Here is a 13,255-nt window from a genome sequence, read left to right on the forward strand (position 1 = left end):
AAATGATTTTAAACAAAGGTTTTTGAAAAGAGAAAATAAAAGCTCAGGTTTCCTTCACATCGGAAATAAACTGCTTGGCTGGTACGGAAAAAATGCAAGAGATCTGCCTTTCAGACAGACAAAAGACCCTTACAAGATCTGGATCTGTGAAATTGTTTTTCAGCAGACAAGGATCAGCCAGGGACTGAATCACTATAACAACTTCATTAAAAGATTTCCCGATGTGAAAACCCTGGCCGAAGCTGATGAAAATGAAGTTTTACTATATTGGAAAGGCCTGGGATATTATTCAAGAGCGATCAATATTCATACAGCTTCAAAGCAGATTATGAATGATTATCAGGGAAGCTTTCCTCATGAATATGAAGAAATTTTAAAGTTAAAAGGAGTAGGAAAATATACCGCAGCAGCAGTTTCAAGCATCTGTTTCGATGGAAAAATACCTGCCGTAGACGGAAATTTTTACCGGGTTTTAAGCCGTATTTTTGCGGATGATTTTGATATTTCAAACTCAAGGGCTTTTTCTTATTTCTCTCAGCTTGCTTCACTGATCATGCCTGACAATGTGGGCGATTTCAATCAGGCTATGATGGATCTGGGTTCCGAGATCTGTAAGCCTAAAAACCCTCTCTGCGGCGAATGTCCTGTGAATGATGACTGCCTTGCTTTTTCCATGGAAAGAACATCAGATTATCCGGTAAAAACTAAAAAAGTAAAAACCGAAGACCTGGCTATGAAATATTTTTTCGTGCACAGAAACGGGCAGTTTTTGATCCGCCAGAGAAAAGACGACTTCATCTGGAAAAAACTATTTGAGTTTCCCCAGGAAATTTCTTCTGAGCTGGAACCTTTCATTAAGAATATAAAAACGGTTACCCATAAGCTTACCCACAAGAATCTCACCATTGAGATAGCAAACGTTGAGGTGGCTTCAGAAGAGATCTGGAACCGCTTTGTCACACAGAATCAGCATATCATTACAGATGTTGAAGGTTCCCATGAAAAATCTTTTCCCAAGCCTCTGGAAAACTACATTCAAAACTCTCTGAAAGACTGAAATTTGTCTCCCAAAATCTAAAATCTAATTTGTACTTTTGCAAAATGATTAAAAACGTCATTTTTATTTTTGTATCACTGCTTTTAATTTCGTGTGGAAAAGATCACGTTCCCAAGCCTTCCGGTGAGCTGCGTCTCGAATACCCGGAACCGAGATATCAGAAATTTGAAAACAACTGTGCCTACACTTTTGAATATTCGGATTTTGCAAGGATATCAGATGCCAAAAAGCCGTGCTGGTACTACATCAATTACCCGAAAATGAAAGCAAAACTGTTCGTGACTTACTATCCGATACAGAATGATTTTGCAGCTCACATCAAAGAAACGGAAAAAATGGTGTACGAACACACCATCAAAGCAAGCTCCATAGATACCAAATCATTTGAATACCCCGACAAAAAAGTCTATGGTAATTTCTATGAACTGAAGGGGCAGAGTGCTTCCAATCTTCAATTTTACATCACAGACAGTACAAAACACTTTGTGACTGCTTATTTATACTTTAACACAAGACCGAAACCGGATTCTCTGGCCCCGGCGGTGAACTATATCAAAAATGATATGAAACACCTGCTGGACACTTTTGAATGGAAAAAATAATAGACTTTAAAATACATTGAAAAATATATGAAACTTTTAGTTGTAGGAAGCGTTGCATTTGATGCAATTGAAACGCCGTTTGGTAAAACTGATAAAATTTTAGGAGGAGCAGCCACTTATATTGGGATTACTTCTTCTATTTTGGGCGTTAAATCCGGAATTGTTTCTGTGGTAGGAGGAGATTTCCCGCAGGAACATCTTGATATGTTCTCAAACAGGAATATAAATATTGAAGGAATCGAGATCATAAAAGAAGGAAAAACCTTCTTCTGGTCCGGAAAATACCACAATGATCTGAATACCAGAGATACTTTGGCTACAGAAGTAAACGTTTTAGAGAATTTTGATCCTAAAATTCCTGATTCTATGCAGGATGCAGAAATTCTTCTTCTCGGAAATCTTCACCCGGGTGTTCAGCTGTCCGTACTGGAAAAAATGAATAACCGTCCGAAACTGGTGATCCTTGATACCATGAATTTCTGGATGGATTGTGCTCTTGATACCTTAATGGATATGATCGCTAAAACAGATGTGATCACCATCAATGATGAGGAGGCAAGACAGCTTTCAGGAGAATATTCTCTGGTAAAAGCAGCTAAAAAGATCCATACCATGGGTCCTGATTATGTAATCATCAAAAAAGGAGAGCACGGTGCTTTACTTTTCCACGATAATAAAGTATTTGCGATCCCTGCGCTTCCGTTGGAGGACGTTTTCGACCCAACCGGTGCCGGAGACACTTTTGCAGGAGGTTTTGCCGCTTATCTTGCTAAAAAAGGGAAGTTTGATTTCGACACGATGAAATCCGCTTTAATCGTAGGTTCTGCCATGGCTTCTTTCACCGTTGAAAAATTCGGAACAGAAAGAATTGAAGAGGTGAATGAATCTGATATGTTCAGCAGATTAAGACAATTTAAAGAATTAACAACATTCGATGTTGAACTGCAATAAATAAGTCTTTTTAAGAAATATTTATAATAAAAAATTTAGAGTAATTCGTTAAGAATTCTAAATTTGCAACTTGTTTAAAATAGTAAAATGACAAATAAACTAAAAATCACTTTTCTTCTTGGGATTTTCATGATGATATTTTCTTCAAACATGAATGCTCAGTTAAAACCGGGAGAATTGGTGGATGGTATTGCTGCTGTTATCGGGGATGAAATTGTTCTGGAATCTGATGTGAATGAGCAGATGAACTATGCCAAACAACAGGGAGCTTCCCAGACTGATAAATGCGACTTCCTTGAAAACCTGATCAGTAACAAACTTCTTGTATACGAAGCTAAAAAAGATACACTTATTGAAAACCGTTCTGCTGCAATTAAAGAGCAGGCGAATGCAAAATACCGTCAGCTGCTTTCCCAGTTCCCGGACGAAAAAACAATGCTTACCGCGTATAAGTTCAGAAATTCATTTGAAATGAAAAACGCGATTGAGAAAATTGATATTGACCAATATTACGGGCAGGCAAAGTATCAGCGTATCACTGAAAAGGCAGATGTAACGCCAAACGAGGTGACCGACTTCTATAATATGTACAAATCGCAGCTTCCTGAAGTGAAGGACGAAATTTCTTTAGCCCAGATCATGATGTATCCTAAGCTTACAGAAGCACACAAGGAAGATCTTATCAAAAGGCTGAAGAAAATCAAGCAGGATATTGCAGGAGGGGAAACTTTCGAAAGCCAGGCCAGAATTTATTCCGAGGATGAAGGATCCGCTGCCAACGGAGGATTGTACAAGAACATCTATAAAGGACAGATGGTAAAACCATTTGAGGCTGCAGCTCTGAACCTTCAGGAAAACGAAATTTCAGAACCTGTTGAATCTGAATTCGGATACCATATCATACAGCTGATCAAAAAATCAGGGAAAGTATATGATGCAAGACATATCCTGTTGAAAGCTACTCCTACAGAGGATGAAATTAAAACGGCAAAAGCAAAATTAGACAGTATCAAAGGTCTTGTCCTTGCCGGGAAAATGACATTTAAAGATGCGGCTTTTAAATTTTCCGACGATAAGAAAACAAAATTCAACGGAGGAATTATTACCGGAGCAGATGGTTCCGATAAAATTGAAAGAGAAAGTATTCCCGGGTCTATCAGCTATGAGCTGGCAGGTTTGAACAAAGGGGATATCACGGCTGCTTTCGAAGATGAAGACAATAAGAGAAAAGTGGTAAAGATCATCAAGCAGGAAGATGTGATTCCTGCCCACCAGATCACACTGGAGACAGATTACAACAGGATCAAGCAGATGGCGCTTAATAAAAAGCGTAATGAAATGATTGAGAAATTTGTCAATTCCAAACTGCCAACCACCTTTATATCCATTGACGGACGTTACGATACCTGTAATTTCAAAGCCAACTGGAAGAAAGAATCGATCAAAAAATAAATACTAAACCTTCAGAACTTCTGGAGGTTTTTTTGTGCTTAAAAAATCAAGATATTTCCTGAAGAAACCACGGTTTTTATTATTTTTACGCATGAGCAATTTTATAGATTTCAGTTCAGCCAAAAAGCTTCAGGAAGCACAGGCTGGTCAAAATAGAATTACAGAACTTTTTAACATACAGTATCCCATTATCCAGGCCGGAATGATCTGGCATTCAGGATGGAGACTGGCTTCAGCGGTGTCCAACTGCGGAGGGCTGGGTCTGATAGGTGCAGGAAGTATGTATCCCGATATTCTGAGGGAGAACATTCAGAAATGTAAGCAGGCCACAGATAAACCTTTTGGGGTGAATGTTCCGATGTTGTATCCTAACCTGGAAGAGATCATCCAGATTATCCTGGAAGAAGGTATAAAGATTGTTTTTACCTCTGCCGGGAACCCTAAAACCTATACGGAAACCCTTCAAAAAGAAGGAATAAAAGTAGCCCACGTAGTTTCATCCACCAAATTTGCTGTGAAATGTGAAGAAGCGGGTGTAGATGCAGTAGTAGCTGAAGGTTTTGAAGCCGGTGGGCACAACGGAAGAGATGAGACCACCACCTTCTGCCTGATCCCGAATGTAAGAAAGCATATCTCCAAACCGCTGATTGCCGCCGGAGGAATTGCACTGGGTTCACAGATGAAAGCAGCCATGATCTTAGGGGCTGACGGCGTTCAGATCGGTTCCCGGTTTGCAGCTACTGTGGAAGCAAGTGCCCATGAAAACTGGAAAAAGAAGATTACGGAGCTTAATGAAGGAGATACTCATCTTACTTTAAAAGAACTTGCCCCTGTAAGGATGGTTAAAAATAAATTCTTTACAGAGCTGGAAGATATTTACCAGTCAGGAAGAAATAAAGAAGCTCTGATAGCCTCTCTGGGGCGGGCAAGAGCCAAGCGTGGCATGTTTGAAGGAGATATGGAAGACGGAGAACTCGAAATTGGGCAGGTATCAGCTTTAATCAATGATATCCTTCCGGTAGAAACTGTTTTCCATAATTTGCTTAAGGAGTTTGAAGAAACAATAATGCCGGTATTATAAAAGGAAGATCATTAATGGAAGAAAGAATAATTGAAGTAAGAGACCATAAAATTTATATAACATACAATAAATCATTTGAAGATAGGCCGGTTCTGGTTTTTCTCCATGATTCTTTAGGCTGCACCCAGCTTTGGAGGGATTTTCCTGAAAAATTATCTGAAGCTACAGGCTGCAATATCTTAATCTATGACAGGCTGGGTTACGGGAAATCCGGTCCAATGCTGACCTATGAAAGACCTGTCAATTATATGGAGCTGGAAGCTGATCTGTTGAATGATCTGCTGATTGAACTGGATATTCCCAAAGCTATTTTATTCGGACACAGTGATGGTGGGACCATTGCTCTGATCACTGCCTCAAAATATCCGGAAAGAGTGGAAGCAGTAGTTTGTGAAGCAGGACATATTTTTGTAGAAGAAGTTACCCTGAAAGGTGTCTATGATGCCCGGGAAGCTTATAACACCACCAATCTGGCAGAACGTCTGCGGAAATACCACGGCGATAAAGTGGAAATGCTTTTTAAAGCCTGGACGGAAACTTGGACCCGCGCAGATTACCGGAACTGGAACATTGAATCCCTTTTGAAAAACATTCAGTGTCCGTTGCTCTTCATTCAGGGGGATGCGGATGAGTACGGAACTTTGGATCAGGTTGAAAAGACCGTTTCCCAGGTAAGCGGACCCTCCGAAAAGTATATCATCCCGGAAATAGGGCATACACCGCATAAAGAGGTGCCGGAGCAGGTGATCACTAAAGTATCCCAATTTATCAGAATATACCTTTAGTTATTGAGGGATTCCCTTATCAGTTACGTTAAAAAAGTCATATGTGTACACATTATGTACACAGATGACTTTTTTAGCTCGAATTCACTTCCGCTTAATAAATCGGGTTACAGTTGAACATTTCTAAATTGTTTAGCTTTTAAGAAAATCAGGAAGTGATTATTTGTAATACATAATATTTTTAATCCTTTTTCCATCTGCTCATAAAATTTATCTTTACTGGCATTCTGACAGGATTTTACACAAAGAATACAACGAAAATCAATCATATATGGTACTATGATTCTTATTTTTGAGAACTCATAAGAGAAAGTGAAATGTGGTTTGATGAAGCTGATCAGTGAATGTTTTTAGGAGGTGCAGTTCTGCTGCATCTTCTTTTTGTATTAGGACAGCATGCTAAGTTCAGCAGCAATATTTTCCTTTGCCTGAAATTCATATTTCTCTTTGAAATAATCTGTCTTAAAAATACTTTCAAGTTCCAGAAAATGTTTCAGAACCTTTTTTCTTCCCGGTTTGTAGAGAAAATCAGGATAAATAAAGTATTCCTTCCGGATCTTACGGGTGTATTCCCAATATAAAGGCCATTCTTTTCCTAAAATAGAAAGATCGGCATCCAGAAGATAATTGGTATCATTATCATCAGATTTCTGGTGCTGTTTGGTTGCTAAAATCTGAGCTGATATTTTCGAGATTACAGATGGATCCAAACCTGGTTTCTGAAGCCTTTTTGCAGCGTATAATGCACTTTTCTCTTCATTGGACTTTGAAGAAGCATCATAAATAATATCATGATAAAACACGGAAAAAGAAACCGTTACAAAATCTTCCATGAGGTTTTTCACCCCTTCCAGTTCCTGAAACATATTTTCCAGGTGAAAAAGATTGTGATAATATCTTCCTTTTTCAGAGTATTGAGTTTCAATTTCCCGCCATAGTCTGCTGATGAGCTGCTGATCACCTGTAAAAGGCAGACAGAGATCTGAAAATCTTTCTTTCAGGTTCATAATGGATAGAGATAAAAAAAGGAACTTTAAAAAGTTCCTTGATTTGCTTCCAATACAGCTTTCAGATCAGCCCAGCCTCCGCCGTTATGGCCGTCCTTTAAGCCTTGTCCGTTAAGATATTCCAGAGCTTTTCCGCTTCTGTTTCCGCTTCTGCAGAAAAGAATCACAGGTTTTTCAATCGCTAAAATCTCTTCTTTTCTGTCTTCCACTTCACCTAAAGGAATATTTTTGGCTCCATCTATATTTCCGTCCATTTCAAGCTCCATCGGCTCGCGAACGTCAATTAATTCATAATTTCCAGATTGTATAACTTCTATTAAAGACATAATTGTTAAATTTTTAGATTAACGAAAATACGCAATTTTTTCGTGAAAAAAATCTTAAAGTTTTAGAAAAGAGTATAGCCTAGAATTACCGATGCCGTTTTATAATCTGAACTTATATTACGATAATTTCGGAAAAGAGTTCTGGCGGTTCCGAATCTGAATTCAGCACTGAACCTGTTGTTATACTTAAAACCGGCTCCGAATACAAGATTATTACCTCCTTTCAGATCATAGGAAGATTGCCCTTGCGTAAAGTTTGATTTTACTTTAACATCTACCAGATACGCGGCGTTGACAAAAATTTTCGCATCCTTGTTCAGGAAAAAATAATGTCTTACTCCAAAAGGGATTTCTATGGACTGGTAATCGATAGTACTTTTTGTCCTGTACTCAAAGAAAGTATCCGGACTCTCAATATACTCGGCTTCACTTTTATAGGACTGGTAGGTAGGTTCAATAAAAATAGCCCATTTGTTTTTATTGAAAGGCAATACAAATTCAGCTTCCAGCCCTATCCGGAATGAAGTTTTGTTTCCAAAATCCATGTCATCCGATTTATAACCGTAAGAAATAGATCTAGTGAAGGATGTGAAATTAATGCCTGGTCTGATGGTAAGGTTGAAAAGATCTCTTTTCTTCTTTTCCTCATCATATTTTACGATTTCACCTCCGGAACATTGATTGTACGATACAAAAATGCGGGTTAAACTTTTTTCTTTGTATTCTGTCTGGCTAAGCAGTTTGCCGTCAATTCCACAATTCAGATGCTCGGCGATCTGTTTTTTAAAATCTTCGTTGTAAGCAATTTTGCCTTCAGAGATATAATATGGCTTGTATATAAGCTGTTCCGGTTCAGAGCCATTCAGCGTGTAGAAAGCTCTTTTTACTGGGCCGTTATCATAATACAAAAGAGCTGCTTTTCCATCTACAATATATTTGAGAAACACGGTTTCTTCCTTAAAATCCGGAGCTTTGGTATCAGACATTTCATTAAGATCGGCAGAAGAACGGTCAATCATTACTTTTTTTCTTACGTATCTGCTCACTCCATCAATCCCGAACTCCTGGATATTTCGGATGCTTTCCTTCTTTACTTCAGATTTTTCTTCTGAGCGATAGTCAAATTCCACAGGGTTATTTTTCCAGTCCAGGTTTTTAATAAGAACCTCTGTTCTCTCACCTGAATTATTGATGATATACCCTTTTTCAAATTTAATTTGGGCAAATGACATCCCTGCAGCGAGAAGTCCGGTTATCAGACTTAATTTTTTCATATTCATGTATTTGTTTTTTATAAACAGGCTTAAATGCTTATTTATGTAACGAATTTTTTAACCGCTGCAAATCTATAAATTAATCTTAATTTTGCAAAGTGAAAATTCTCAATTCCGGTGCCGAAAAGCATACCCAGTTAATAAAGTCCAAAGCTGATCGTTTTGGATTTCAGAGTTGTGGGATCTCGAAAGCGGAATTTTTAGAAGAAGATGCGCCGAATCTGGAAAAATGGCTGAAAAATAATTTTCATGGCGAAATGAAGTATATGGAGAATCATTTCGACAAAAGACTAGATCCGAGGCTTCTTGTAGAAGGTTCCAGATCTGTTATTTCACTATCCTACAACTATTTCCCTGAAGAAAAAATTTCAGCGCTGGAGAATTATAAAATCTCAAAATATGCTTATGCTGAGGATTATCATGAAGTGGTGAAAGAAATCCTCCGCGAAATGGTAGCAGAGCTTCAGCAGGAAATAGGGGAGTTCGGATTCCGGGTGTTTGTAGATTCTGCACCCGTGCTGGAAAGAAGCTGGGCCAGAAAATCAGGAATAGGCTGGGTAGGAAAAAATGCCAACCTTATTACCAAACAGAACGGTTCATTTTATTTCCTGGCAGAGATTATCTGTGACCTGGAACTGGTTCCCGACCATGCTACCACAGACCACTGCGGGACCTGCCGGAAATGTATTGATGCCTGCCCTACAGATGCAATTGTTTCCGAAAAGATCATTGATGGAAGCCGCTGTATTTCCTATGCAACAATAGAACTGAAAAATGAAATTCCGGACCACTTCAAGGGCCGGATGGAAGACTGGATGTTCGGATGTGATATCTGTCAGGATGTATGCCCATGGAACAGGTTTTCAGCACCCAATCGCCAGACTAAGTTTGCACCCAACGAGGCTTTGAAAAACTTTAAAAAAGGAGAGTGGAAGGAAATTACCCAGGAAATATTCTCTGAAATATTCAGAAAATCTCCGGTAAAAAGAACAAAATTTGCCGGGCTGAAGCGGAATATTGAATTTCTGGAACGTTCTTCAGACAACAATTTGTAATGGCAGATTCATTAGAATATATAGGCTTTTAAATTCACAATTACTCCCCTTCACTCATTGACAGTTCCCCTCTTCACTCTTCACAATCCCAGCTTTTAATAGATTTTTGGTCCGGATTTTTGGTGACAAATCCTCATCTGGAATTTTTGGGTTCCAAAACTTAGGAGGATAATCAGCCATCCCTTAAGCAACAAGCTTTAAGGAGGATAAGATCTGATAGAGTAAGATTCTTTGTAAAGTCTTTCCTAAAAAGAAAAATTGACTTTCAGGAGACTAAAGTCCCACAGAAAATCAACGTTTTTTTTGTATTCTTTTTGGAGCTGTTTTTACTCTTACTTTAAATCTTTTTTGGGATTTTGTATTTTTACGCATATTTGTGAATATTTCGTAACTAAATTTAATCAATTTTTCGATTAAAACAAATACTTTTACGGGAAATTGAAGATTAAATTTTATTAAAAACATGAATGTGAAAATTATATTAATCTATATTCTGAAAACTTTAGGAGTTTTAATAGGAATTGTTGCACTTTACGTTATCCTGGCACTAGTTCTGCCCATGATAGAAGTGTCCGGTGAAGATGACGGGCAGCCCAAAGATATTCCTATCTATATTTACACCAATGGTGTGCATACCGATATTGTAATGCCGGTAAAAAACGACCTTCAGGACTGGAGCGTAAAAGTTCCTTTTTCCAATACCAGATCAAAACGAACGGATTATAATTATATTGGAATTGGCTGGGGCGACAAGGGATTTTATCTTGATACGCCAACCTGGGCTGATTTGAAGTTTTCTACTGCTTTTAACGCCGCATTCTGGCTCAGCGAATCAGCCATGCATTGCACCTACTACACCGCAATGAAAGAAGGCGAAGACTGTAAAATGATTATGATCAGCAGAGTGCAGTATAAAAAGCTGGTAAAATTTGTTGAAGCTAAATTCGACAGAGATCAGAACGGAAATTTCATCCTGATTCCTACTGATGCCGTTTACGACGTGAATGATGCGTTTTATGATGCCAAAGGAAAATACAGTTTCCTGAATACCTGCAACACCTGGTCAAATGATGCGCTTAAAGCCGCAGGACAGAGAGCTGCCCTATGGACCGCCTCTGATTTCGGGATTTTCAGACATTATAAGTAATCTTGATGAGGATTATTGTTTTAATGGTGGCTGTTCAGCTGATATGTTCATGCAGTCAGGAATCCAGGGAAAGACGTTCTCCGGTCCCGGATTCTGTTGCAAAAAAGGAACAGAGAATTGAACCTGATGTATCGAAAATTAAAGCTAAAGCTGAAGAGGCTCTTCAGTTCTGTGTTTCAAAAAAGTTCAGTACAGAGTTCTGTATCCTGATCGATATGAGCATTCACTCCGGGATCAAAAGATTTTTTGTCTGGGATTTTAAAACAAAATCGGTTGTCAGAAAATATCTGGTCGGCCACGGCTGTGGCTCAAATCCATGGAGTCTGGACAGTTCGAAGGATCATCCCCAATTCAGTAATGAAGACGGTAGCCATTTGTCATCATTAGGGAAATATAAACTGGAAGGAAGAGGTCACAGCGACTGGGGAATTAATGTCAAATACTTAATGCATGGCCTGGAAAAAACCAACAGCAATGCCCTGAAAAGATATATTGTATTTCATTCATGGGATCAGATGAGTGATGAAGAAGTTTTTCCCAACGGTTCCCCGGAAGGATGGGGCTGTCCTACGGTTTCCAATAATGCCATGAGAGAAATCGATCCGATGCTTCAAAATTCCGGAAAACCTGTGTTAATGTGGATTTATGAATAATATTCCGTATCTGTAAATAACTTAAGAAGCCGCAAGAAATGCGGCTCCTGTACTTTTCATCTTTTTTCGTTTGTGTGTTTCTAGAATCGTATTTCGGAAAAGTGAATTAATAAGGATTGCCTGTTTTATAGCAGATGAAAAGGATGATTTGTAGATGGCAAGAAGCCGGAAGAGGGAAGCTGAAGCAGTTTTATGAATTAATCAAACTATTTTAAAGTTATGTCTTAGCACTTCAGGAACCCTCCTCTTCGAACTTCAAATGTTTCTTATTGCCCTAAATAGATAAAGACATTCAGAGCAATATTTTTAGGGTTTATGGAAACCGGCGTGTTGGTTCCTCCCGTACTTACACTAAAAGTATGCGTGTGGCTGCCAGCTGCTCCTGTGCTGTAAGTTCCGGAAGTATTATCTGCCTGATTATTGACTCCACCGGTTGTTCCTGCATCATAAGTGGTATTTCCCCTGTCTGTATAGGTATGGGTATGGCTTCCGGCCGTAAGCGCAGTACCGTTAAACGTCATGGAAGGTAAGTTAGCCTGTACAAGACTGAAAGTGGTATTCCCTCCTGATGCTCCCAAAACTTCAGCTCCGGTTTTTGCTTTTAAATATTTATTATTGGCGTCGGGAATATTGGTTGCAAAACCGAGAGATATTGCATTAGACCGGGCAGAAGAGGGTAAAGAAGAAACAGCTCTTCCATTGAGCAGGTACCATCCGTTATGATCACTGGTTTGCACACCATACTTTACATGCCCTACCGGAATATCAGTCGTAGACAGACGAAGCCATTCAGCTCCGTTATTCATGTAAAGCCCTTCTGATAAAGCTCCATTATTTGTAATATTATAGACCATCATCCCTTTTACATGCTGTGAAAGGGGAGCGGCGCTGGTGATACTTACCAAAGCTAACCTTGGGGGCAGAAAACCTTTATTGGCAGAATATAATTCTAAGAGAGCCTGCTGGTTAGGATCGGATGTATTGATTCCTACCTGCCCGTTTAGAATATTACCGGTGAATAGGGTAATAGCCAACGTGATTATTGTGTGTATTCTTTTCATGATAATTAATTTCCTAGGTAAATAAAAACATTGGTAACCAGATAACCTGGATTAATATTGATCAGCTGGGAACTCCCCCCTGAACTGAATGAAACCGTATGGGTATGGTCACCACTGGCTTGCGTAGTATAGGTTCCGGAGGTGTTGTCAGCTTCAGGGTTGGGATTTCCACTTCCACTATTGGTGGTTGAACCTGCTCCTCTGTCAGAATAAGTGTGTGCGTGACTTCCCGCAGAAGCTGCACTACCCGTAAAAGTAACATTGGGGAGATTAGCCTGTATTAAAGAAATTGTGGAACTTCCGGATGGAGAAGCTAAAGCTTCAGGCGTATCTTTCGTTTTTATAAACCGGTCATCTGCACTGGGCAGATTGAGCGTAAACCCTAAGCTTACCGCCCGTGCCTGAGCATTGGCAGGAAGCGATGATACAGCCCTTCCGTTCAGCAGATACCACCCATTGTTATCTGCCGCAGCAAAACTGTTTGAAAGGGTTCCGTAAGGAATATCATGAGCTACCTGAGCCCAGCTGATTCCGTCATTCTGATATAACCCTTCCGAAACATCATTTACATTAGAAATGTTATAAGTAGTCATTCCTTTGACATGGGCAGATAAAGGCACAGGAGAAATAAGTGTACTCATAGTATTCCTCATCAGCAATACGCCTTTATTAGTTGAAGAGACCTCTAAAACTGAATTGATACTGGGAGTGCTGGTTCCTATTCCCACCTGACCTGAAATTTTGGCAGATATGCCCAGTATCAGTAATATACAAGGTAAAGTATTTTTCATTGTAAATTTTTTT

14 protein-coding genes are annotated in these 13,255 nt (G+C 39.2%); 9 read left to right on the top strand and 5 right to left on the bottom strand.

Annotated features, from left to right (window positions below; translation table 11 throughout):
• Window positions 1-22 precede the first annotated feature (22 nt).
• The 6 genes from mutY (at window position 23) to B7E04_RS09495 (ending at window position 5,928) form a co-directional block, all read left to right on the top strand.
• A complete protein-coding gene (gene mutY / locus B7E04_RS09470; protein ID WP_080778424.1) occupies window positions 23-1,057 on the top strand; it encodes an A/G-specific adenine glycosylase in 1,035 nt (344 codons plus the stop codon).
• Between the two features lie 44 nt (window positions 1,058-1,101).
• Window positions 1,102-1,659 carry a gliding motility lipoprotein GldD gene (gldD, locus tag B7E04_RS09475; protein ID WP_080778425.1) on the top strand — a complete coding sequence of 186 codons (558 nt, stop codon included), beginning with the start codon at window positions 1,102-1,104 and terminating at the stop codon, window positions 1,657-1,659.
• Between the two features lie 27 nt (window positions 1,660-1,686).
• Window positions 1,687-2,610 carry a PfkB family carbohydrate kinase gene (locus B7E04_RS09480; RefSeq protein ID WP_080778426.1) on the top strand — a complete coding sequence of 308 codons (924 nt, stop codon included), beginning with the start codon at window positions 1,687-1,689 and terminating at the stop codon, window positions 2,608-2,610.
• An 87-nt stretch (window positions 2,611-2,697) separates the two neighbouring features.
• Window positions 2,698-4,062, top strand: coding sequence for a peptidylprolyl isomerase (locus B7E04_RS09485; protein ID WP_080778427.1), 1,365 nt, complete (start codon window positions 2,698-2,700; stop codon window positions 4,060-4,062).
• Between the two features lie 91 nt (window positions 4,063-4,153).
• Entirely contained in the window at window positions 4,154-5,143 is a 990-nt protein-coding gene (locus tag B7E04_RS09490; RefSeq protein WP_080778428.1) for an NAD(P)H-dependent flavin oxidoreductase, read from the top strand.
• A gap of 14 nt (window positions 5,144-5,157) precedes the next feature.
• On the top strand, window positions 5,158-5,928 hold the full coding sequence (locus B7E04_RS09495) for an alpha/beta fold hydrolase (RefSeq protein WP_080778429.1): 771 nt from the start codon (window positions 5,158-5,160) through the stop codon (window positions 5,926-5,928).
• 386 nt (window positions 5,929-6,314) lie between these two features.
• Here B7E04_RS09495 and B7E04_RS09500 read toward each other — a convergent pair whose 3' ends face one another.
• The 3 genes from B7E04_RS09500 to B7E04_RS09510 all read right to left on the bottom strand — a co-directional run bounded on the left by B7E04_RS09500 (window position 6,315) and on the right by B7E04_RS09510 (window position 8,535).
• Entirely contained in the window at window positions 6,315-6,935 is a 621-nt protein-coding gene (locus B7E04_RS09500) for an HD domain-containing protein (RefSeq protein WP_080778430.1), read from the bottom strand.
• A gap of 26 nt (window positions 6,936-6,961) precedes the next feature.
• Window positions 6,962-7,261, bottom strand: coding sequence for a rhodanese-like domain-containing protein (locus tag B7E04_RS09505; RefSeq protein ID WP_080778431.1), 300 nt, complete (start codon window positions 7,259-7,261; stop codon window positions 6,962-6,964).
• Between the two features lie 62 nt (window positions 7,262-7,323).
• A complete protein-coding gene (locus B7E04_RS09510) occupies window positions 7,324-8,535 on the bottom strand; it encodes a porin family protein (RefSeq protein ID WP_165439427.1) in 1,212 nt (403 codons plus the stop codon).
• 104 nt (window positions 8,536-8,639) lie between these two features.
• Here B7E04_RS09510 and queG point away from each other — a divergent pair, with 104 nt between their 5' ends.
• The 3 genes from queG to B7E04_RS09525 all read left to right on the top strand — a co-directional run bounded on the left by queG (window position 8,640) and on the right by B7E04_RS09525 (window position 11,390).
• Window positions 8,640-9,590: a tRNA epoxyqueuosine(34) reductase QueG gene (gene queG / locus B7E04_RS09515; protein ID WP_080780636.1), complete on the top strand. Its 951-nt coding sequence runs from the start codon at window positions 8,640-8,642 to the stop codon at window positions 9,588-9,590.
• A gap of 463 nt (window positions 9,591-10,053) precedes the next feature.
• Window positions 10,054-10,737 carry a TIGR02117 family protein gene (locus B7E04_RS09520; RefSeq protein ID WP_165439428.1) on the top strand — a complete coding sequence of 228 codons (684 nt, stop codon included), beginning with the start codon at window positions 10,054-10,056 and terminating at the stop codon, window positions 10,735-10,737.
• 5 nt (window positions 10,738-10,742) lie between these two features.
• Complete coding sequence (locus B7E04_RS09525; protein WP_080778433.1) at window positions 10,743-11,390, top strand: murein L,D-transpeptidase catalytic domain-containing protein; 648 nt, start codon at window positions 10,743-10,745, stop codon at window positions 11,388-11,390.
• A gap of 266 nt (window positions 11,391-11,656) precedes the next feature.
• Here the strand turns inward: B7E04_RS09525 and B7E04_RS09530 are convergent, their stop codons facing one another.
• Both B7E04_RS09530 and B7E04_RS09535 read right to left on the bottom strand, forming a co-directional pair.
• On the bottom strand, window positions 11,657-12,451 hold the full coding sequence (locus B7E04_RS09530; RefSeq protein ID WP_080778434.1) for a hypothetical protein: 795 nt from the start codon (window positions 12,449-12,451) through the stop codon (window positions 11,657-11,659).
• Window positions 12,452-12,456: 5 nt separating this feature from the next.
• Complete coding sequence (locus B7E04_RS09535) at window positions 12,457-13,242, bottom strand: hypothetical protein (protein ID WP_080778435.1); 786 nt, start codon at window positions 13,240-13,242, stop codon at window positions 12,457-12,459.
• Between the last annotated feature and the right edge of the window lie 13 nt (window positions 13,243-13,255).

This window comes from Chryseobacterium phocaeense, assembly GCF_900169075.1.
Taxonomy (GTDB): domain Bacteria; phylum Bacteroidota; class Bacteroidia; order Flavobacteriales; family Weeksellaceae; genus Chryseobacterium; species Chryseobacterium phocaeense.

Coding starts and splice junctions, on each gene's coding strand:
- B7E04_RS09525 (WP_080778433.1), top strand. CDS start 10,743: ATGAGGATTATTGTTTTAATGGTGGCTGTTCAGCTGATATGTTCATGC.
- gldD (WP_080778425.1), top strand. CDS start 1,102: ATGATTAAAAACGTCATTTTTATTTTTGTATCACTGCTTTTAATTTCG.
- B7E04_RS09505 (WP_080778431.1), bottom strand. CDS start 7,261: ATGTCTTTAATAGAAGTTATACAATCTGGAAATTATGAATTAATTGAC.
- B7E04_RS09490 (WP_080778428.1), top strand. CDS start 4,154: ATGAGCAATTTTATAGATTTCAGTTCAGCCAAAAAGCTTCAGGAAGCA.
- B7E04_RS09480 (WP_080778426.1), top strand. CDS start 1,687: ATGAAACTTTTAGTTGTAGGAAGCGTTGCATTTGATGCAATTGAAACG.
- B7E04_RS09520 (WP_165439428.1), top strand. CDS start 10,054: ATGAATGTGAAAATTATATTAATCTATATTCTGAAAACTTTAGGAGTT.
- B7E04_RS09535 (WP_080778435.1), bottom strand. CDS start 13,242: ATGAAAAATACTTTACCTTGTATATTACTGATACTGGGCATATCTGCC.
- B7E04_RS09510 (WP_165439427.1), bottom strand. CDS start 8,535: ATGAAAAAATTAAGTCTGATAACCGGACTTCTCGCTGCAGGGATGTCA.
- B7E04_RS09500 (WP_080778430.1), bottom strand. CDS start 6,935: ATGAACCTGAAAGAAAGATTTTCAGATCTCTGTCTGCCTTTTACAGGT.
- B7E04_RS09485 (WP_080778427.1), top strand. CDS start 2,698: ATGACAAATAAACTAAAAATCACTTTTCTTCTTGGGATTTTCATGATG.
- B7E04_RS09530 (WP_080778434.1), bottom strand. CDS start 12,451: ATGAAAAGAATACACACAATAATCACGTTGGCTATTACCCTATTCACC.
- B7E04_RS09495 (WP_080778429.1), top strand. CDS start 5,158: ATGGAAGAAAGAATAATTGAAGTAAGAGACCATAAAATTTATATAACA.